The organism is Hymenobacter sp. PAMC 26628, assembly GCF_001562275.1.
GTDB lineage: Bacteria > Bacteroidota > Bacteroidia > Cytophagales > Hymenobacteraceae > Hymenobacter.
Genome location: NZ_CP014304.1, coordinates 4,838,492 through 4,859,619 on the forward strand (window position 1 = coordinate 4,838,492; position 21,128 = coordinate 4,859,619).

Below are 21,128 nucleotides of genomic sequence, written 5' to 3' on the forward strand. Positions count from 1 at the left end.
TTCACCCATTCAATCATTCACCCATTGAATACCGTTGAACCAACGCGGCCGCGCTTTGCGTATCTTTCCTGAAGACAAGACCTGACTTATGGCTGTAGTGGTGGAGCGCGGCGCGCCCGGCGCGGACCAGTACCCGGCGCTGGCGCGGGTGCGGGCCGAGCTGGAAGCCTTCAAGCGCAAGTTTTACCTGAACTTACTGGTGCGGGGGGCCCTGGTGGCGGGCGGGCTGCTGCTCACGCTGTTCGTGGCCTTTAGCCTGCTCGAATACTTCCTGTACCTGCCCACGGCGGTGCGGGCGGTGCTGCTGTTCGGCTTTTTGGGGCTGGCGGCCTACGCCTTTGCGCGCTGGATTTGGCAGCCGCTGGCGGCCCTCACGAACCTACGCCGCCTGCTGAGCGACGAGCAGGCCGCCCGCCGCGTGGGCGAGCTGTTCCCGCAGGTGCAGGACCGCCTCCTGAACGCCCTTCAGCTGCAAGGCCAGGCCCGCGGCAACGCCCTGGTAGCCGCCAGCCTGGAGCAGCGCGCCGCCCAGCTCGGCCAAATCTCCTTCGCCGAAGGCATTGACATTCAGCAGCAAAGCCGCCCGCTGTGGAAATATGCGCTGGGGCCCCTGGCGCTGCTGGGGCTGGCGCTGGCCGTATTCCCGAGCTTTTTGAAGCAGGGCACCGAGCGGATCTGGCACTACCAGCGGGCGTATTCGCCGCCCGCGCCGTTTGAATTCGTGCTGAAAAACAAGCAGTTGACGGCCTTCCGGGGCGAGAATTTTACCTTGGACGTGACGGTGACCGGCAGCGCTTTGCCGGCCGAAGCCAGCGTCCGCTACGGGGGCTCCGAGCGCAAGATGCAGCGCGTGGCGGGCCACCCCGACCAGTTTCGCTACGTGTTTGAGCAGCCCCAGGCCGACGTGGATTTCCAGCTGACCGGCGCCGGCTTCGCCTCGCCCGAGCACCGGCTGGTGGTGCGGGAGCGGCCCAGCCTGCGCGATTTCAAGGTGCGCATCACCTACCCCGCCTACACCGGCCGGGGCCCCGAAACCGTGGAAAACGGCGGCAACCTGACCGTGCCCGAGGGCAGCACCGTACGCTGGGAATTTGCCACGGCCGCCACCCAGGCCCTGGCCCTGGTGTTTGAGAACCCGGCCGAAACGCTGGCCGCCCAGCGCGACGGCGACGCCTTCGTGGCCACGCGGCAGGTGCTGCGCTCGCAGCCCTACCAGTTGCGCCTGCAAAACGCGGCCAGCCGCAACCCCGACCCCATCGCCTACCAGCTCACCGCCGTGCCCGACGCGCCCCCCACGCTCACGCTGGAGGTATTTTCCGACACCGCCTCGCTGAATTTCCTGGCCCTGGGCGGCACCGTGCGCGACGACTACGGCCTCACGCGCCTGCTGCTGCACTACACCGTGCGCCGCGGGGGCCCCGGCGGCGCGGCGCGGGTGGTGGCGCTGGCGCTGCCCCGCGAAAGCGCCGGCACCTACAGCCACACCTGGAACATTGGGGCCCTGGGCCTGAAGCCCGGCGACCGCCTCGAATACTTCGTGGAAGCCTGGGACAACGATGGCCTGCACGGCCCCAAGGCCACCCGTACCCGCCCGGCCGAGTTCCGGCTGCCCAGCCGCCGCGCGCAGGAGCAGCAGCTGGCCGCCGCCTCGCAGGCCGTGGCCAGCCAGATGAGCCAGGCCGCCAAGCAGAGCGAGAAGCTGGAGCGCGAATTGGCCAAAACCACCGACAAGCTGAAAACCAAGCGCGAGCTGAGCTTCCAGGACCGCAAGCAGCTGGAGAACATGCTCGACCAGAAGCAGCAGCTCAACCAGCAGGTGGAGCAGATGCAGAAGGCCTTCGAGCAGTTGCAGCAGAAGCAGGACCAGCTCGACCCCAAGAGCGAGGAGCTGGCCAAGAAGGCCGACGAGCTAAAAAAGCTGATGGCCGACCTGCTCGACCCCGAAACCAAGAAGCTGTACGACAAGCTGCAAAAGCTGCTGGAGCAGCAAAAGCAGCCCGACGCCGAGATGCAGAAGCTGATGCAGCAGCTCGAAAACAAGGAGAACACCTTGCAAAAAGAGCTGGATAGGGCCCTGGAGATGTTCAAGCAGATGCAGTTTGACCAGAAGGCTGAGGCCACCGCCGACAAGCTGGAAAAGCTGGCCGAGGACGAGCAAAAGCTGGCTGAAAAAACCGCCCAGAACGACAAGGATAACCCCGAGAACAAGGCCTCGAAGGAGCAGCAAAAAGCCGCCCAGGAGCAGCTCAAGCAAACCCAGGCCGAGAACCAGCAGCAGTTTGAGGACCTGAAAAAGGACTTGCAGGACCTCAAGCAGATGGACAAGGAAATGGGCGACCAGAACGGAGCCGACGAGCAGAAACCCGAGCAGGAGCAAACAGACCAGGACATGCAAGAGGGCCAGCAGCAGCTGGGCAAAAACCAGAACCAGAAGGCCGCCGCCAAGCAGAAAAGCGCCGCCCAGCGGATGCAGAAAATGGCCAAGAAAATGCGCGACCAGCAGGACCAGGAGGAAAGCGACCACGCCCAGCAGAACATCGACGACCTGCGCTACATCCTCAAGAACCTGCTGACGCTCAGCTTCGACCAGGAGGGCCTGATGAAGGATTTCCGCCGCGTGGACCAGAGCGACCCGCGCTTCGTGCAGCTGGGCCAGACGCAGCGCAAGCTGCGCGACGACTCGCGCATCATCCAGGACTCGCTGTACGCGCTGGCCAAGCGCGAGCCCAAAATTCAGAGCTTCGTGACCCGCGAGGTGGGCGACATGAACGGCCGCATGGACGAGGCCCTGGGCCACATCCAGCAGCGCGACGTGAACCGCGCCACCGCCACCCAGCAGCAGGCCATGACCAGCATGAACAACCTGGCCCTGATGCTCAGCAGCTCGCTCAACGACATGCAGCAGGCCCAGGCACAGGCACAGGGCCAGCCCAAGGACGGCAAGGGCAAGCCCGGTCGCAAAAAGGGCAAGGGCAAAGGGCAGGGCCAGGGTAAACCGGGCCCCGGCAACCTGGGCCAGATGCAGCAGCAGCTCAACCAACAGATTCAGCAGCTCTCGCAGAGCGGCAAAACCGGGCGCGCCATGTCGCAGGAGCTGGCCAAGCTGGCCGGCCAGCAGCAGATGCTGCGCCAAGCAATGCAGCAGCTCGACCGGATGCAGAACCCGGGGGGCCCCGGCGGCAGCGGCAAGGATGGCGGCGGTAAGCCCGGCGGCAAGGATGGCAAAGGCAACAACCCCAGCGAGAAAGATGCCAAAGGAGAGCAGGGCGGGGGTGGCAGCGGCGAAGTGAAGAAGCTGATGGAACAAACTGAAACCGACCTCGTAAACAAGCGCCTGACGGAGCAGACCTTGCTGCGGCAGCAACAAATACTGACCCGTTTGTTGGAGGTAGAGAAATCGGCCCGGGAGCGCGACCAGGACACCAAACGGGAGGCACAAACCGCCAAGCCGCAGCCGCCCGTGTTTCCACCAGCCTTCGATAAGTACAAAGTTTTGGGCCAACGCCAAACCGACCTATTGCGTACTAACCCGCCGACGCTCACGCCTTACTACCAACGCGAGGTGGGCGAGTACTTCCAGAAAATGAAATAATTTACGGCAGGACCCATATTGGTCATTCTGTATTTATCGTTAAAGTTTTTAATTTTGCCGCCCAGCGCCTGTCGCTCTCCTTTGCCCTTTGATATATGAAACAAGTAAAAATCCAGATTCCGTCGCTGGTCGAGAACATTCGCGTGGTGGAGAGCTTCATCGATAACTCGAAGGATACCTTTCAGATTGAGGACGATATCTACGGCAACATCATGGTGGCCGTGACCGAGGCGGTGAACAACGCCATCCGCCACGGCAACAAATTCGACAAAGACAAAAACGTGTACCTCTCGCTGTACGTGCAGCCCAACCAGCTCAAGTTTGAGATTGAGGACGAGGGCACGGGCTTCAACCACGAAAACCTGGACGACCCCACGGCCCCCGAAAACATCGAAAACCCCGGCGGTCGCGGCATCTTCCTCATCCGCCACTTGGCCGACGCGGTGGAATTCAGCAAAGAGGGCCGCCGCGTGGAGCTAACGTTCCAGCTGACGCCCGCCGAAACTTCGCCGACCCAGACCACCGCCGCCGCGTGAACACTGCCCCGCCCGTAGAGCCGCCCGATTCCGATTCGTTTCCGCCCGGGCCCCTGCACCACGAGGCCCCCGGCATCGAGTTTATGGTGGAAGACGCACCCAATTTTGAGCTGGCCGATGCCGAGGAGCTGGTGGGCTGGATTGAGCGCGTGGCCGAAGTGCACGAGCACCGCATCGTGCAGCTCACCTACGTGTTCTGCTCGGACGAGTACTTGCACCGCATGAACGTGGACTATCTCGGCCACGACACGCTCACCGACGTCATCACCTTCGACAACGCCGACGACGCGGACATTTTGGAGGGCGACATCTTCATCAGCACCGAGCGGGTGGCCGACAATGCCAAAGACCTGGGCATTAGCTTCCGCGACGAGCTGCACCGCGTGATGATCCACGGCGTGCTGCACCTGCTGGGCTACCACGACAAGGACCTGCTGAGCCAGACGGCCATGCGCGCCAAGGAAGACCATTGCCTGGCGCTACGCACGTTTTAGGGGCCCCGGGCCCGTTTGCTTGCCTGCCATGCCGCTCATAATTCCCGGCGCCGCCCTGGATTATTACCTGGCCCAGGGCTACTACCGGATGCGGCAGGACCTGTTCACCTGCCAGTTTCTGCCCCACGACGACCAGCTTTACACCGTGCACTGGCTGCGCGTGGTGCTGCGCGACGTGCAGTTTGGCCCCAAGCAGCGCCACCTGCTGCGGCGCAACGCGGCGTTTTCGGTGGCGGTACGGCCGTTTCGCCTCACGGCGGAATATGAGGCACTGTACAGCCTTTACCACCAATTCCTTGATTTTGAGGCGGCGGAGACGCTTGCTGAGCTGCTACTCGCCGATGACACGGCGCACTCGGTGTTCAACACGGAAATTGTGGAAGTGCGCGCCGGCGACCTGCTGGTGGCGGCCGGCATCTTCGACCAGGGCACCGACAGCATCGCCGGCATCGTCAACTTCTACCACCCAGCCTACCGCCAGCACAGCCTGGGCAAGTACCTGATGCTGTTGAAAATAGCCCACGCCCAACAGCAACAGAAAACGTACTACTACCCCGGCTACGTGGTGCACGGCTACCCCAAGTTCGACTACAAGCTGTGGGCCTGCCTGGCAGCCACCGAAGCATTCGATTGCTACAGCCGCCAGTGGCCGCTTTTCTCCTGGGAAGTAGTAGCGCAGCAGTCGGCGGCCATCGTGGCCGACTGGCTGTCGCGGGAGGGCCCCAGCAGTGAGGACTAAGGGTTGGCTAGGGCCCCAGCAGCGTTGGCTGGGGTAAATTGCCCATCTAAACCGCCCGTATCCGCCATGCTCCGCCTCGTCCGCACCGATTCTGATAACCAAGATTTTCAGTCGCTGGTGATGCTGCTCGACCACTATTTGGCAGAAATTGACGACGACGAGCACGCTTTCTACGCCCAGTTTAACAAGGTGGCCAGCCTCAGCCACGTGGTGGTGGCCTACCTCGATGACGCGCCCGTGGGCTGCGGCGCCTTCAAGCCTTACGCCGCCGAGACGGTCGAAATCAAGCGCATGTTTGTGCAGCCAGCGCACCGCGGGCAGGGCGTGGCGCGTGCCGTACTGGCCGCGCTGGAGCAGTGGGCCGCCGAGCTGGGCTACGCCGGCTGCGTGCTGGAAACCGGCCAGCGGCAGGCCGCGGCCATTGCCCTGTACCAGCGCAGCGGCTACGCCCGCACGCCCAACTACGGGCAGTACGTGGGCGTCGAAAACAGCGTGTGCTTAGCCAAAGCGCTGGCCCGGCCCTAGCGGGGGCCCCCGGCGCTAATCATTTTGTGGCGAACTTTGTGGGCGGTTTTCGTTGTCCTGCTACTCACGGGTTTACTCACCGCGACGACCTTACGCGCTACCCCTATGTTCCCTTCTTCTGAATACGACGTGATTGTGGTGGGCGCCGGCCACGCCGGCTGCGAGGCCGCCGCCGCCGCCGCCCGCCTGGGCTCGCGGGTGCTGCTGGCCACCATGAACCTGAACACCATTGCCCAGATGTCGTGCAACCCGGCCATGGGCGGCGTGGCCAAGGGCCAGATTGTGCGCGAAATCGACGCGCTGGGCGGCCAGTCGGGCATCATCACCGACCAAACCATGATTCAGTTTCGGATGCTGAACCGCTCGAAAGGCCCCGCCATGTGGAGTCCGCGCGCCCAGAGCGACCGGATGCGCTTCGCCGAAGCCTGGCGCCTGGCCCTGGAAAGCATCCCAAACGTGGACTTCTGGCAGGAATCGGTGACGGGCCTGCTGGTGGAAAACGGCGCGGTGGCGGGCATCGTCACCCAACTCGGCATCGAGTTTCGGGCCCCCGCGGTGGTGCTGACGAACGGCACGTTCCTGAACGGGCTCATCCACATCGGCGAGAAAAACTTCGGCGGCGGGCGGGCGGCCGAGAAGGGCAGCCGCGGCCTGACGGAGCAGCTGGTGGCGCTGGGCTTCGAGGCCGGGCGCATGAAAACCGGCACCCCGCCGCGCGTGGACGGCCGCAGCCTGGATTATTCCAAAATGGAAGTGCAGGCCGGCGACGCCGTGCCCGGCAAGTTCTCGTACCTGGATACCGCGCCGCTGGCCCAGCAGCGCCCGTGCTACATCACGTACACCAACGAGCGGGTGCACAACATTTTGCGCGAAGGATTCGAGAAGTCGCCCATGTTCCAGGGCCGCATCAAGGGCCTGGGGCCCCGGTACTGCCCGAGTGTGGAGGACAAAATCAACCGCTTCGCCGACAAAGACCGCCACCAGATTTTTGTGGAGCCCGAGGGTTGGAGCACCGTGGAGTGCTACGTGAACGGCTTTTCGAGCAGCCTGCCCGAGGACGTGCAGTACCGGGCCCTGCGCGAAATTGCGGGGTTCGAAAACGCCAAGATGTTCCGGCCCGGCTACGCCATCGAGTACGACTACTTCCCGCCCACGCAGCTGCGCGCCACCCTAGAAACCAAGCAGGTGGCGGGCCTCTACTTCGCGGGCCAGATCAACGGCACCACCGGCTACGAGGAAGCTGCCTGCCAGGGCCTGATGGCCGGCATCAACGCCCACAACAAGGTGCAGGGCCGCGAGCCGTTCGTGCTCTCGCGCAGCGAGGCCTACATCGGCGTGCTCATCGACGACTTGGTGAACAAAGGCACCGACGAGCCCTACCGCATGTTCACGAGCCGCGCCGAGCACCGCCTGCTGCTGCGCCAAGACAACGCCGACCTGCGCCTCACGCCGCTGGGCCACGCCCTCGGGCTGGCCTCCGACGAGCGCCTGGCCCGGGTGCAGCGCAAGCAGGCCCAGGCTGCCGAAGCCACCGAGCTGCTGAAGGACTTTGCCATCGAAGCGCCCGCCATCAACCCGCTGTTGGGGGCCCTGGGCTCGGCCGAAATCCACGAGCGCACCCGCGCCGTGAACCTGCTGCGCCGCCCCAACCTGGAGCTGGCCGACCTGGCCGGGGCCCTGCCCGCGCTGGCCGACGCCCTGGCCGGCTTCGACGCCGAGGCGCTGGAGCAGGCCGTCATCGGCATTAAGTACGAGAGCTATTTGGTGAAGGAGCAGCAGCAGGCCGCCCGCATGCTGGAGCTGGAAAACTTCGTCATCCAGGGCCGGCTTGACTACAAGGCTATGCCCGCCCTCAGCCACGAGGCCCGCGAGAAGCTGCTGAAGATTCAGCCCGAAACGCTGGGCCAGGCCAGCCGCATCAGCGGCATCTCGCCAGCCGACGTGTCGGTGCTGATGGTGTATTTGAACCGTTAGGCGGCGGTTGCACTCCCGGGCCGGGCGGCCGGGGCCCTGCCAGCGGTGGGGCCCCAGCCGCCCGGCCCGGCCGTTTACCTTTGCCGCGTTAAGCACCGCGTTGCGGTGGGGTGGCCTAGGCTTTGTCCGGCTAGCTCTGCACGGCCGGCGCCCCAATCAGCACAGCCTGTGAATTACGAGAAAATAGAAAAGTGCCCAGTTTGTGGCAAAACCGAGTTTCGCAACAAATTGGTGGTGGAAGACCGCACGGTGAGCCACGAGAGCTTTGCCGTGGTGGCGTGCGCGGCCTGCGGGTTCCAGTTCACCAACCCCCGCCCGGGGCCCGCTGACATCGGGCGCTACTACGAATCGGCGGCTTATGTGTCGCACAACAGCGGCGCCGCCGGCCTCGTGAACCAAGTGTACCGCCTGGCCCGGGTGTTCACCATGCGCAGCAAAGTGCGCCTGCTGGGCCGCTACGCCCCCCAGCGCGGCCGCGTGCTGGACTACGGCTGCGGCACGGGCCACTTCCTGACCGCGGCCCGGGGCGCCGGCTGGCAAGTGGCCGGCCTCGAACCCAACGCCACTGCCCGCGCCGAAGCCACCCGGCGCGTGGGCCAGCCCATTGGGGGCCCCGAGGATTTGGCGACGCTGGCGGCGGGCTCATTCGACGCCATCACCCTCTGGCATGTGCTCGAACACGTGCACGCGCTCAACGAAACCCTGGCCCAGCTCGTGCGGCTGCTGCGGCCGGGCGGGGTGCTGCTCATCGCCGTGCCCAACGCGGCCAGCTTCGACGCCCAGCACTACGGGGCCCGGTGGGCGGCCTACGACGTGCCGCGCCACCTCTACCACTTCGTGCCCGCCACCATGGCCCGACTGCTCAAAAAACACCGGCTGGCCCTGCGCGCCACCTTGCCCATGCCCCTCGATGCCTACTACGTGAGCCTGCTGAGCGAGCCCGCCGAAAGCGGAGCCGGCCGCCTGCTGCGGGCCCTGCGCCTGGGCTACGCCTCCAACCGCGCCGCCGCCCGGCACGAAGGGCAATATTCGAGCCTGCTCTACGTAGCGGGGCGGGCTGCGGAGGGAGTTATTCCCAAATAGAAAACTGCCTAAAAAAGAACGTCATGCAGAGCGTAGCGCAGCATCTTTCCTGCGTAACTAATCCTGATTACTGGCGTGGAAAAGATGCTGCGCTGCGCTCTGCATGACGTTCTGCTTTTTTCTAACTCGGGGATAACTCTACTGGCTACCAATTACTGACGACTAAAAAACCATGCTTTTTCACGTTAGAAGATGGCTGGCCGTGGCGGCCCTGGGGGCCCTGGCGAGCTGCGCGGCCGTGGCCCCGCCCCAGGGGGGGCCCCGCGACGTGACGCCGCCGCGCCGCATAAGCAGCGTGCCCGACAGCGCGGCCCGCAACGTGAAATTGCAGTCGGTGCGGCTCGTGTTTTCGGAGTACGTGCAGGTGAAGGACCTGAGCAAGAACCTGCTCATCACGCCCCAGCTGCCGCCCGACAACAACTACAAATTGCGCGAGGACCGCAACTCGGTGACGCTGCTTTTCGACAAGCCGCTGGCCGACAGCACCACCTACAGCTTCAACTTCCGCAACGCGGTGGTGGACATCACGGAGAGCCTGCCGGCCAAAAACGCCCAGCTCAGCTTCAGCACCGGCGCCGTACTCGACTCGGGGGCCGTGCGCGGCACCGTCACGGACTTGCTCGCGGCCCTGCCTGTCAACGACGCCAGCGTGGCCCTGTTCCGGCTGGCCGACACGGCCGGCGTGCGCCGCGGCCGGCCCTACTACCTCACCCGCACCGACAAAAAAGGCCTGTATAGCCTGGGCTTTTTGCGGGCGGGCTCGTACCGGCTTTACGCCTTCGTGGACAAAAACACCAACAACCGCTTCGACGAGGGCGAGCGGATTGGCTACCTGCCCGCGCCCTTGGTGGTGGGCCCCACGCCCCTCGTAGCCGACTTGCAGCTGACCCGGCCCGACCGCCGGCCGCCGCTGCTCACCACCCAAACCCCAGGGCCCAACGTGCTGCGCGTGGTCTTCAACGAGGGGCTGGCCACCGCCGCCCTGGCCCCGCTGCCCGCCGCCGACCCCGCCCGCACCCCCGCCCCCGAAGCTGTGCAGCTCACCGATGGGGGACGCAACGTGCTGCTCTACAAGTCCCCAGGCCTCGCCGATGGCCGCTACCTGCTCACGGCCACCGACAGCAGCGGCAACGTGGCGCACGACACGCTGGCCGTGCGCTTCCCGGTGCCCGGCGCCGCTGCCCGCAAGGCCCCCAAGCCGCTGGCCTACGCCGTGGAGGGCAACCCGCGCAGCGTGTACCGCCAGGGCCGCGTGCGGCTGCAATTCCCGGTGCCGATGCTGGCCGTGGCCGGCCGGCCGGTGGGCACGCTGGTCGAAGACTCGGTGCGCCGCCGCCCCCTGCGCCTGCCCGCCGATGGCACCTTCAACGCCGCCCGCACCGAGCTGACGGTGACGCTGAACACCCAGGCCAAAAACCGCGTCGAGCTCGTGATTGACAGCACCGCCCTGCTGCCCGTGACGGGGCAGACGCTGCGCTGGCCCCGCCGCCCCGTGCGCTTCGAGCCGGGCGAGGTAGACCCCGACGGCACGCTGTTCGGCACCGTCAAAACCGAGCGCAAAAGCTTCGTTTTGCAGCTGCTTAATGACAAGTACGAGGTGGTGCAATCCCTGGCCTCGCCCGTAGGTAAGTACCGCTTCGAGCACGTGGCCCCCGGCAAGTACCGCCTGCGTGTGCTCGTCGACGCCAACGGCAACGGCCGCTGGGAAGGCGGCAACCCCGACCTGGTTACCCCCCCCGAGCCGGTGGTATTGCTCCCCAAAGTGTTCCAGATGCGTTCAAACTTTGAACTTGAAGAACCCTTAGCGTTTTAGTCTAAGTAGTCCACATTGGGGGATAACTTTAGGCTATTTCCAGTTACTGAGGGCATTTTTGGGCGGTAATCCACCCGTTTTCCACCGGCTTATCCACATCCCTTTGCCTGGGGCCCTATTTGGGTGGATAACCTGGGGGAAACCTACCGGGCCCGTGGGGATAATGTGCGCACAACTTTATTTGGTGGGAGAGGGGCCCCGCACAGGGCGCGCGGCCTGGGGACAACCGGGGATAACTCCCCCACTGGATATGCCCAATCCCCACCGGCCCCACCCGGTGGATTGTGCGTATGTGGAGAACGTAGGGATAGGTGGAAAAACGAATCAACACACTGATGTACAGCGCAATGATATCCACATTGCCGGTGGATATCCGGTGGACAACCCCCGCATTACCCACAAGTTATCCGCACGGTGGATAACCCCGCCGAGTTGTCCACTTGTTAACGTCCCTAATAACTGGAAATAGAAAGGGTTTTTTTGAAAAAAATTTAATCAAAGTTTATCCAGGTGGAAAACTCCCGGCCAGGGCCCCGGCACGCTGCGGCCGGCCGGGGGCCCCGGCGCTGGCCGGCTGGGGCCCCAGCCGGCCGGTTATCCCCGCAGTTGTTCACTTTATCCTCGCCGGGGCTCGGCGTCGGGCGGCTATCCACGTACTTATCCACTTTATCCCCATCGGGCCCCCCAATGCCGTTCGACTACACCCTCGATTTCCACACCGTTGATTTCCGCCAGCACCCCGAGCTGTACCGCGTGGGGCGCGGCGAGCAGGGCGTGCTGCTGGTGCAGCCCTACAAGGGCGAAATCCTGCCCCACTGGCGCTTCAAAGACGCGGCGGCGGCCACGGCTTCGTCGGATGCCATATGGGGCCTGTTCGAGGCGTATTTGAAGGCCGAGGACTTTGTGGGGGCCGACATGGCGCGCAAGTTTTTGCAGATGGGCTTCACCCGGGCCCGGCGCTACGCCAACCACCGCGGCGGCAAAAAGTACGCCGGCCCCGTGCCCGCCGACAAAAAAGGCCAGAGTGGGGCCCACGGCCGCGCCGAGCTGCCCCGCACCGACGCGCCCGACCCCGACAAGATTGCCGCCGCCGAAATCTTCGGCCGGAAGTGGGACGAGGCCAAGGCCCACCCCGACTACGTGCGCCAGAAAGACGCCTTCATCGCCCGCTACGGCAAGTAGCCGGGGCCCCCGGCCAACGCCGGGCCCCGCGCCCCGTTCTTACCTTTGCGCATCACTTTTACTTACCAGCCCAATGGCAACCATTCAGCCCTCCAGCATCGAGGAAAACGAAATTACCCTGGGCACCGGCATGGGCCTGCTGCGCTTCGGTGCCACCATGGACGAGGTGCGAACCCTGGTGGGCGAGCCCGAGGAAATCGAGGAATCGGAAGACGAAGACGAGTTTGAGCACCAGGAGTGGGTGTACCACGAGGAGGAATACCTCGTGTCGCTGTACTTCGACCGCGAGGACGACTTCCGCCTGAGCTGCATCGAAACCGACAACCCCAACATGCGCCTTTTCGGCGAAATCATCCAGGGCCAGCCGCTCGAAAAGATTCAAGCCCTGATGCAGCGCAACGGCGTGGCCGACGCCGAAGTGGAAACCATGGACGGCGGCGAAATGCGCCTAAGCTATGAGCAATCGATGATTGACTTGTACTTCGACGAGGGCATATTGCAATTCGTCAACTTTGGCGTCTTCATCAACGACGAATTGGAAGTGCAGTGGCCCAAATAGGTTCCCATAGTTATCCACAAAACAGCGGCTTTTCGCTGTGGATAAGTGGATAACTAAGTGAAAAGGGCCTGTTTATCGTTGGATTTGAATGTTGGCGGTCAACGTTTTCTTCCACCCGTCGGCTCAAAAACAAAAAGAGGCTGTCCAGTAAACCGGGCAGCCTCTTTTTGTTTTAGCAGCAACCGAGCGCAACATTACAACGGGCCATTGGACGGACGGTGGACAAGCAATTTTATCAAAAAATATATTTAACTATATATTTGTTAATCGTCAATCTTTCAACCAGCTTTTGCTATGAAAAAAATCATTTGTTGTTTGCCCGTACTTTTTGCTTGCACTGGGGCCCTGCCCGCCCAGGCTCAAAAGCCTTTGGCGGGGACTGCCTGGGTGGGCATGGCTGCCATTCCCGACCCCATGGAAGTGGTGTTGCAGTTCAAACAGGACACGGTAATCATGTTCGTTAAGGGCAGCAAGGAGGTGGCCGAAACCATGCGCTACACGCAGAAAGGCAACAATCAATTCACCTGGCAAAAAATAAGCGGCGGTAGCCCTTGCGACACCCAAACGCCCGGCACTTGGGCCTACAAGATCAAAAAGGACGAGGTAATGTTCACCCCAGTGAACGATCCTTGCCCCGGGCGGACAGCAGCTACACTGAACAAGCCCTTTAAAAAAATAACCTGGCCCACACCGTAGCCCCGGGGGCCCCTGAACGCAGCAACGCCCGGCACACTTAGCAGTGTCCGGGCGTTGTCGTGTGGGGCCCCCGGTGAGGCACGGATGAAGGTACTTACCCCAGCACCGCGCGGAACAGCAGGAACAGGGCCCCGGAGAGCACCATCGTGACGGGCACGGTGAGCACCCAGGCCAGGGCGATGTTGCGCACCATTTGGGGGTTCAGGTTTTTGATGCCGCGGTTGGCCACCATGCTGCCGGCAATGGCCGACGATAGCACGTGCGTAGTGGAAGAGGCCAGGCCGAAAGCCGTGCTGGCCCCGATCATGGCGGCGGCCACCAGCTCGGAGCTGGCGCCCTGGGCGTAGTTGAGGTGCTCCTTGCCGATGCGCTCGCCGATGGTCGTCACAATGCGCTGCCAGCCGATCATGGTGCCGCAGGCTAGCGACAGCGACACCACCAGCAGCACCCACCACGGGGCGTAGTCGGTGAAGGTTTTCATTTCCTTGATGGCCCCGTCGAAGGTGGCGCGGTCCTGGGCGCTGAGGCTCACCTTATCGGAGCCAAGCAACGATTTGGCGCGGTTGGCGGACAACAAAATGGCGCGCCGAATTTCGAATCGGGCGGTTTGGGGCAGCTGGGACACGTCGGTTTTGCCGGCAAACACGCGGTCGAGGTTCGCGGTCTGGGCGTTCACTTCGGTCAGCAGCTTTTGGTCGGCGGGGCTCAATTCGGCCTGGTTCACGCGGCCCATTACGAACTCCACCTTGGTCAGCGACTCGCGTAAATCCAACGGGTTCTTGCTTTGGTCGAGGGCGTAGAACGTGGGCACGATGCCGATGAGGATGAGCATGATCAGGCCCACGCCCTTTTGGCCGTCGTTTGAGCCGTGAAAGAAGCTCACCAGCGTGCACGTGACGACCAGCAGCAGCCGGATCCAGAGGGGCGGAGGCTTGCGCTTGTGCGGCTCCTTAAAAATGGCCTTGCTCTTGACGAAGCGCTTGAGCAAGAACATCATGCCGATGGTGAACGTGAAGCCCAGCACCGGGCTGGTGATGAGCGCCAGGCCCGTTTCGCCGGCCTTGGTCCAGTTTACGGCCGCGCCCTTGGAGCCCGGCAGCAGCGAAAAGGCGATGCCCACGCCCAAAATGGAGCCGATGAGGGCGTGCGACGACGACGAGGGCAGGCCGTAGTACCAAGTGCCCACGTTCCAGATAATGGCCGCTACAATTAAGGCCCCCACCATGGCAATGCCGTGGTACACGTTCTGGTCCACGAGGCTCTCGACCGGCAGCAAGTACACGATGCCCATGGCCACGGCAATGCCGCCCGAAAACACGCCGATGAAGTTCCAAAACGCCGACCAGACGACGGCCACCCAGGGCCGCAGCGTGTTGGTGTAGATGACCGTGGCCACGGCATTGGCCGTGTCGTGGAAGCCATTGACGAACTCGAACGCGCAGGCGGCCAGCAGGCACACGCCCAGCAGCAGCAACACATGGGGTTCTAATCCAAACATATAAGGGAATTTGGTGGTTGGGCGGGGTGCGGTTTGGGCGCAAAGGTAGCGGGGCATCCGGCAGCGGCTATGTTACCGAATTGTGTCGGCCCGCCGCCGGGCGCTTGCCCACCCGGGGCCCTAGGTGGCCGTCGGGGCCCCGCCGCCAAACGCAAAAAGCCCGGCCAAGCCGGGCTTGCGGGGGCAGAGGGGCCCCGGCGTAAATATTACTTAAAGCGGAATGCGCAGCACTACGTCGCTGGCCCCGGCAAACAGCCCGTAGCCGCCCGGCACGTTGGAGCGCAGCGGCGCAGGCTCGGCAAAAATGCTGTTTTCGGTGTCGTAGTAGCGCTGCACCGACAAGTAATAGTTGTACGTGTCGGCGGGAATACCGCTCACGAGCACCTCGATGAAGGCCGGCGCCGGCGGGCAGGGGTTGTAGCACCTCTCGCCCAGTGGATTGTGGAAAATCTCCCGCTTTAGTAAACGGTTCCAGCGAAGCGAGGGAGATGCTTCACTACGTTCAGTATGGCCGTTTTTATTAACTCAAGCACCTACTTAGAAAACCAAAAGCAAGCAGCGCTAAAAAGCCCGTTCTTCATGGAAAAACGGGCTTTTGGCACTGCTGCCGCGATACAGCTTACTTCCCGCCCAGCATATAGGACAGGTACAGCTGGAAGGCGCTGTTGCGGGCGCCCTGGCCGTTATAGTACTCGATGATATTCTTAAAGCTGCCGTTGTAACGCAGGCCGATGCCCAGCCCCTCGGGCATCTGGTAGCCCAGGCCTGCGGCATAACCGAAGTCTACCGCTCTGTGGCCACCACGGTTGCTGTAAGAACTGGCTGGATTATTAGCATTGCCGTCCTGCGAGTACTTGGCTGCTACCAGATAACCAAATTGGGGCCCTGCTTCGAAGAACAAACCGCCAGCGTTGAGGCGCCAGCACGGGTATATCAATGTAATCCAGCGTCTGTTTTCTTTCTAACATGGCTCCGAAACCGTCATCCTCATTGATTTTGTAGCCTTTCATAGAATATAAAAGCTCGGGTTGAATGGAGAAAACGTCATTAATGGGCAGGTTGGCTATGAACCCACCGTGGAAACCCAACTTGTTCTTAATGTCAAAACCCATGGTGCTGCTGCCAACTACGTTGGTTAGCGAAGCGCCAGCTTTGATGCCAAACGAAGGACTTTGGGCATGAGCCGCGGCGGCCGTAACGGCCAGTAGGACAGTAAATAGAATTGTTTTTTTCATACGAATAGGGCAAAGAGTATACACGGGAACGCAAGATGAGTAGTAAAAGTATTAGCTTCTACGAACTGCCTTTAGGGCCCCGCGCCCGACGGAGGGGCCCCAAGGCCCGGGGCCCAGCAAGGTGCGTAGGTGCCGGAGCCAGCACGGCGGCACCGGGCTTTGGATGAGCCGGCACGGGGCCCCGGGGTTGCTTTGTATCCCCGATAATATTTGACTTCGCGGCCGGGCGCTTGGTTTTAGCGCGCCGGGGCCCGGGCGGTAATCTTTACCTTTGCCCCTTATGAGCAACCCCACTGCCCCCGCCGACGCGGCCCAGCTGAAAGACATCGTGGCCCACGCCAAGGAATACGGCTTCGTGTTCCAGTCCTCCGAGATTTACGACGGCCTGGCCGCCGTGTACGACTACGGCCCCAACGGCGTGGAGCTGAAAAACAACCTCAAGCGCCTGTGGTGGGAGGCCATGACGCAGCTGCACGACAACGTGGTGGGCCTCGACGCCGCCATTTTCATGGACCCCCGCACCTGGGAGGCCAGCGGCCACGTGGCGGGCTTCAACGACCCGCTCATCGACAACCTCGACAGCAAGAAGCGCTACCGCGCCGACGTGCTGCTCGAAGAAAAAGCCGCCGAATACGAAAAGGCCGGCGACCCGGCCCGTGGCGCGGCCCTCACTGCCGAAATGGGCCGGCTGCTGACGGCCAACGACTTGGCCGGCGTGCGCCAACTCATCATCGATGAGAAAATCGTGTGCCCCGTGTCGGGCACCGGCAAGTGGACGGAGGTGCGCCAGTTCAACTTGATGTTCTCCACCCAGGGCTCGGCCGTCGACTCCGATGCGCCGCCCGTGTACCTGCGCCCCGAAACGGCCCAGGGCATTTTTGTTAACTTTTTGAACGTACAAAAGTCGGCGCGGCAGAAAGTGCCGTTCGGCATTGCGCAGATTGGCAAGGCGTTTCGCAACGAGATTGTGGCCCGGCAGTTTATCTTCCGGATGCGCGAGTTTGAGCAGATGGAGATGCAATTTTTCGTGCGCCCCGGTACCGAGGAGCAGTGGTACGACACCTGGAAGGCCGCCCGCCGCCGCTTCCACGAAGCCGTGGGCCTGAGCCCCGCCAAGCTGCGCTTCCACGACCACGACAAGCTGGCCCACTACGCCAAGGCCGCCGTGGACATCGAGTACGAGTTCCCGTTCGGCTTCAAGGAAATTGAGGGCATCCACTCGCGGGGCGACTTCGACCTGACCCAGCACCAGAACCTGAGCCGCAAGAAGCAGCAGTACTTCGACGCCGACCTTGACCCCGCCACCGGCAAGGCCTACGGCAACTACGTGCCCTTCGTGGTAGAAACCTCCGTGGGCGCCGACCGCCTATTCCTGGCCACGCTCTGCGAGGCGTTTGCCGAGGAAACCATTACCGAAGGCGAAGGAGAGGCCCAGCAAACCAAAACCCGCACCTTCCTAAAGCTGCACCCGGCGCTGGCCCCTATTAAGGCCGCCATTTTCCCGCTGGTGCGCAAAGACGGGATGCCCGAAAAGGCCCAGCAAATATTTGACGACCTGCGCTTTGACTTCCGCGTGACCGTGGAGGAAAAGGATGCCATTGGCAAGCGCTACACCCGCCAGGACCTCATCGGCACGCCCTTCTGCATCGTGGTGGACGGCCAGACCCTAGCGGATGACACCGTGACCGTGCGCCACCGCGATACCCGCGAGCAAACCCGCATGCCCATCAGCGCGTTGCGGGCCTACATCGCGGAAGCCGTAAGTTTCCGCCGCATCTTCGAGCAGCTGTAAAACGGAGTGGTACTCCGTTCCGGGGCTGGAATCATTGAACGTTCTACAATAACGGAGTGCCACTCCGTTTTACAGCCGCACTATGCACTACCAGCGTAACCTGCCGCACATTATGCCGCCGGGAGCCACGCTGTTCATCACTTTTCGGCTGGCTGGCTCATTGCCATTAGCTGTCATCGAGCAATTGCAAGTCGAATACGCTCAGTCGCTGCATTTTCAAGAAAATCCTGACCAAACCTATGCCCGCCAACGGCGCTATTTTGGCGCGTTTGACCAACTGCTAGACACCGACGACGGGGGGCCTATCTGGCTACGGCAAGCTGCCGTGGCGCAGGTAGTGGCCGAAGCGCTACACTTCCGGCACGGCCGCGACTACACGCTATGGGCTTACTGCATCATGGCAAACCACGTCCATTTATTGGTCAGCCCATTTGAAGCGGGTGGCCAGCCGTTTCACCGCATATTGCAATCATTAAAGGCCCGAACTGCCCGGCGTTGCAACGAGTTGATAGCGGGTACGGGGGATGCATTTTGGCAGCCGGAGAGCTACGACCACTATGTGCGGAACACGGCTGAGATGGACCGGATTATTGCCTATATTTTGAATAATCCGGTGAAGGCTGGGCTAGTAAATGATTGGACCCAATGGCCTCATACTTACCTGAATCCTGATTGGTAAAACTGACACGGAACGGTACTCCGTTGCAGCACTGGATTACTTGCGCATTAAGAACGGAGTGCCACTCCGTTCTACATGAGGCCCCTACCTTTGCTTATTCGCTAATCTTCTGAATCTTATGTGGGGACACATTGCCCTCTTTATCATCAAGTACCGCGTCTGGCTGCTGAGCCTGATCGGTGTTTCGACCGTGTACATGGCCTGGGTGGCCAAGGACGTGGAGATGACCTACGACTTTGCCCAGGTGGTGAGCCCGAAGGACCCCGACATGGTGTACTTCCAGCAGTTCAAAAAAACCTTCGGCGAGGACGGCAATATCCTCGTGCTGGGGATGCAGGACAGCTCCGTGTACGGGCTCAAAAACTTCACGCAGTACCAACACCTCACCGATACGCTGGCCAAGGTGCAGGGCGTGAGCGGCGTGCTGGGTATCACGCGCCTCATCCAGATTGAGAAGGACACGGCCCAAGGGCGGTTCGTGACGGCCCCGGTTTTCCAGCGCAAGCCCCGTTCGCAGCGCGAGTTGGACTCGCTGCTGCGGGTGGTGAACAGCATCGAGTTCTATAAGGGCCAGATCATTGCGCCCCGCACCGGGGCCACCCTGCTGGCCGTAACGCTCGACCCGGCCTACCTGAACTCCAACCGCCGGCAGGCAGTGATGAATAATATCCTGGGCCACGCCGGGCAGTTTCAGAAGGCCACCGGCATCAAACTGCATTACGCCGGTCTGCCCTACGTACGCTCGACGATGACCACGAAGGTGGCCGGCGAGATGAAGTTCTTTGCCCTGCTGGTGCTGCTGGTGATGGGCGTCACGCTGTACTTGTTTTTCCGCACGTGGTCGGCGGTGGTGTTTCCGCTGCTGGTGGTGGCCATCGTCATGGTGTGGTGCATCGCCAGCATTGTGCTGCTGGGCTACAAAATCAACTTGCTTACGGGCTTGATTCCGAGTATTTTGGTGGTGATTGGGGTGCCCAACTGCACCTACCTGCTCTCACGCTACCACTACGATTACCGCAAATCCGGCAACCAGATTCTGGCCATGACGCGGGTTATCCGCAAAATCGGCCTCATCACCCTGATGAACAACACCACCACGGCCATCGGCTTCGTGGTGTTCACCTTCACCGACATTGCCATTCTGTACCAGTTTGGGATGGTGGCCACGATCAACATTTTCGTGGCCTTCGTCATCAGTTTTATCATGATTCCGGCGGTGTTCACCTACCTGCCGCCGCCCACTGACAAGCAGCTCGAACACCTTGATTCGAAGCCGTTGATGGGCATCATCAACTTTCTCGATTATATCGTGCTCAACCGCCGCGGCACCGTGTACCTGGCGGCCCTGGGGCTGATTGTTATCGCCGGGCTGGGCATTCGCAAGATTGAAGCGGTGTCGTTTATGGTCGATGATCTGCCCAAGTCAAGCTCGGTCAATACCGATTTGGATTTTTTTCAGGCCCATTTCAGCGGGGTAATGCCCCTGGAATTTGTGGTAGACACGGGCAAGCCCAACGGCCTGCTCAAGCTGCCTAACCTCCAAAAAATCGACCAGTTCGAGCGGTTCCTGCGGGCCCAGCCCGAGCTGTCGCCGCCCATCAGCATCGTCACCTTCATCAAGGCTGCCACGCAGGCGTTCTACAACGGCAGCCCAGAGTTCTACCACTTGCCCGACAACTCGGATAAAAACTTTATCCTAAGCTACTTGGGTAATTCGAAGGGCACTGGCGCGGGCACTGACAGCAAGCTCGTTCGCTCCTTCGTGAACGGCAACTCGCAGAGCGCCCGCGTCAGCCTGAAAATTGCCGACATCGGCTCGCACAAGCTCGATACGCTGGTAAACCGCCGCATTCAGCCGGCCATCGAGCGCATTTTCAAGGGCACGGGCATGAAGGTGACGCGCACGGGCACCACGGTGATTTTCACCAAGGGCAACGAGTACGTGATTGGCACGCTGCAAGAGAGCCTGCTGTGGGCGTTCGGGCTGGTGGCGCTGGTGGTGCTGCTGCTGTTCCGCTCGTTCCGCACCATCTTCTACGCCCTCACGCCCAACCTGGTCACGCTCTCGCTCACGGCCGGCATTATGGGCTACATCGGCATTGCCCTCAAGCCCAGCACGGCCCTGATTTACGTGATTGCGCTGGGCATCGACGGCGACAACTCCATCCACTTGCTGGCCAAGTTCCGGCAGGAAATGGCCATCGGGGGCCGCACCGTGCGCGACGCCATCACGAACACGCTGAGCGAGGCCGGCACGAGCATGATCTACACCAGCATCGTGCTCTTTATCGGCTTTAGCATCTTCGCCTTCAGCGAGTTTGGGGGCACCAAAGCCCTGGGTGTACTGATGGGGGCCTCGCTGCTCATCACCAACTTCTCGAACCTGGTGCTGCTGCCGGCGCTGCTCGTCACCTTCGAGCACGGCAAGGGCGAGCAGATTCCGGGCAATGCCCCCATCCGCCACTACGACGACAGCTACCACGAGGAAGACGACGACATGGACCAGAACCTGCAACGCTTGAGCGTGCAACGGGCCAAGCCGGTGAAGACGGTTTGAATAGAGTCGTTTGAATATAATAACTCAAAAGAACGTTGCGCAAAAAGGCCGTCATGCTCATCTGGCGTCCGCGCAGTCGAAGCATCTCTACCGCAGCAGTAATCATAATTAGTTGAGCAATAGAGATGCTTCGGCTGCGCTCAGCATGACGTTCTATATCAACTAAAAAGCTAA

General features: G+C 62.0%; 17 protein-coding genes and 1 pseudogene. 14 read left to right on the forward strand and 4 right to left on the reverse strand.

Going from position 1 to position 21,128, the window contains the following annotated elements:
• Window positions 1-88: 88 nt before the first annotated feature.
• The 11 genes from AXW84_RS20935 to AXW84_RS20985 all read left to right on the forward strand — a co-directional run bounded on the left by AXW84_RS20935 (window position 89) and on the right by AXW84_RS20985 (window position 13,193).
• Window positions 89-3,592 carry a DUF4175 family protein gene (locus tag AXW84_RS20935; RefSeq protein WP_082774025.1) on the forward strand — a complete coding sequence of 1,168 codons (3,504 nt, stop codon included), beginning with the start codon at window positions 89-91 and terminating at the stop codon, window positions 3,590-3,592.
• A gap of 95 nt (window positions 3,593-3,687) precedes the next feature.
• Entirely contained in the window at window positions 3,688-4,128 is a 441-nt protein-coding gene (locus tag AXW84_RS20940; protein WP_068237958.1) for an ATP-binding protein, read from the forward strand.
• Window positions 4,125-4,622, forward strand: coding sequence for an rRNA maturation RNase YbeY (ybeY, locus tag AXW84_RS20945; protein WP_236943186.1), 498 nt, complete (start codon window positions 4,125-4,127; stop codon window positions 4,620-4,622). The genes AXW84_RS20940 and ybeY overlap by 4 nt, the downstream gene beginning before the upstream one ends.
• Window positions 4,623-4,650: 28 nt before the next feature.
• Window positions 4,651-5,361: a GNAT family N-acetyltransferase gene (locus AXW84_RS20950; RefSeq protein ID WP_236943187.1), complete on the forward strand. Its 711-nt coding sequence runs from the start codon at window positions 4,651-4,653 to the stop codon at window positions 5,359-5,361.
• Between the two features lie 66 nt (window positions 5,362-5,427).
• A complete protein-coding gene (locus AXW84_RS20955; RefSeq protein WP_068237966.1) occupies window positions 5,428-5,886 on the forward strand; it encodes a GNAT family N-acetyltransferase in 459 nt (152 codons plus the stop codon).
• Between the two features lie 105 nt (window positions 5,887-5,991).
• Window positions 5,992-7,860: a tRNA uridine-5-carboxymethylaminomethyl(34) synthesis enzyme MnmG gene (gene mnmG / locus AXW84_RS20960; RefSeq protein WP_068237968.1), complete on the forward strand. Its 1,869-nt coding sequence runs from the start codon at window positions 5,992-5,994 to the stop codon at window positions 7,858-7,860.
• A 168-nt stretch (window positions 7,861-8,028) separates the two neighbouring features.
• Complete coding sequence (locus tag AXW84_RS20965) at window positions 8,029-8,943, forward strand: methyltransferase domain-containing protein (protein ID WP_068237970.1); 915 nt, start codon at window positions 8,029-8,031, stop codon at window positions 8,941-8,943.
• A 172-nt stretch (window positions 8,944-9,115) separates the two neighbouring features.
• A complete protein-coding gene (locus tag AXW84_RS20970) occupies window positions 9,116-10,756 on the forward strand; it encodes an Ig-like domain-containing protein (RefSeq protein ID WP_082774026.1) in 1,641 nt (546 codons plus the stop codon).
• Window positions 10,757-11,443: 687 nt separating this feature from the next.
• Window positions 11,444-11,938, forward strand: a complete 495-nt coding sequence (locus AXW84_RS20975) for a DUF4385 domain-containing protein (protein WP_068237973.1) — start codon at window positions 11,444-11,446, stop codon at window positions 11,936-11,938.
• 73 nt (window positions 11,939-12,011) lie between these two features.
• Complete coding sequence (locus tag AXW84_RS20980) at window positions 12,012-12,497, forward strand: hypothetical protein (protein WP_068237975.1); 486 nt, start codon at window positions 12,012-12,014, stop codon at window positions 12,495-12,497.
• Window positions 12,498-12,791: 294 nt separating this feature from the next.
• Window positions 12,792-13,193 (forward strand): hypothetical protein, encoded by a 402-nt coding sequence (locus tag AXW84_RS20985; RefSeq protein ID WP_068237976.1) that lies wholly within the window; start codon window positions 12,792-12,794, stop codon window positions 13,191-13,193.
• 94 nt (window positions 13,194-13,287) lie between these two features.
• Here the strand turns inward: AXW84_RS20985 and AXW84_RS20990 are convergent, their stop codons facing one another.
• The 4 genes and pseudogenes from AXW84_RS20990 to AXW84_RS20995 all read right to left on the reverse strand — a co-directional run.
• Complete coding sequence (locus tag AXW84_RS20990) at window positions 13,288-14,691, reverse strand: inorganic phosphate transporter (protein ID WP_068237978.1); 1,404 nt, start codon at window positions 14,689-14,691, stop codon at window positions 13,288-13,290.
• A 210-nt stretch (window positions 14,692-14,901) separates the two neighbouring features.
• Window positions 14,902-15,069 (reverse strand): DUF4249 family protein, encoded by a 168-nt coding sequence (locus AXW84_RS23640; protein WP_157887170.1) that lies wholly within the window; start codon window positions 15,067-15,069, stop codon window positions 14,902-14,904.
• Window positions 15,070-15,310: 241 nt separating this feature from the next.
• A complete protein-coding gene (locus AXW84_RS26280) occupies window positions 15,311-15,442 on the reverse strand; it encodes a hypothetical protein (protein ID WP_257722071.1) in 132 nt (43 codons plus the stop codon).
• A 3-nt stretch (window positions 15,443-15,445) separates the two neighbouring features.
• Window positions 15,446-15,926 (reverse strand): annotated as a pseudogene (locus AXW84_RS20995) (porin family protein); the annotation flags it as partial.
• A 280-nt stretch (window positions 15,927-16,206) separates the two neighbouring features.
• Here AXW84_RS20995 and AXW84_RS21000 point away from each other — a divergent pair.
• The 3 genes from AXW84_RS21000 (at window position 16,207) to AXW84_RS21010 (ending at window position 20,954) form a co-directional block, all read left to right on the forward strand.
• Window positions 16,207-17,718: a glycine--tRNA ligase gene (locus AXW84_RS21000; protein WP_068237984.1), complete on the forward strand. Its 1,512-nt coding sequence runs from the start codon at window positions 16,207-16,209 to the stop codon at window positions 17,716-17,718.
• 82 nt (window positions 17,719-17,800) lie between these two features.
• Window positions 17,801-18,397, forward strand: a complete 597-nt coding sequence (locus AXW84_RS21005; protein ID WP_068237988.1) for a transposase — start codon at window positions 17,801-17,803, stop codon at window positions 18,395-18,397.
• 118 nt (window positions 18,398-18,515) lie between these two features.
• Window positions 18,516-20,954 carry an efflux RND transporter permease subunit gene (locus AXW84_RS21010; RefSeq protein WP_068237989.1) on the forward strand — a complete coding sequence of 813 codons (2,439 nt, stop codon included), beginning with the start codon at window positions 18,516-18,518 and terminating at the stop codon, window positions 20,952-20,954.
• Window positions 20,955-21,128 lie beyond the last annotated feature (174 nt).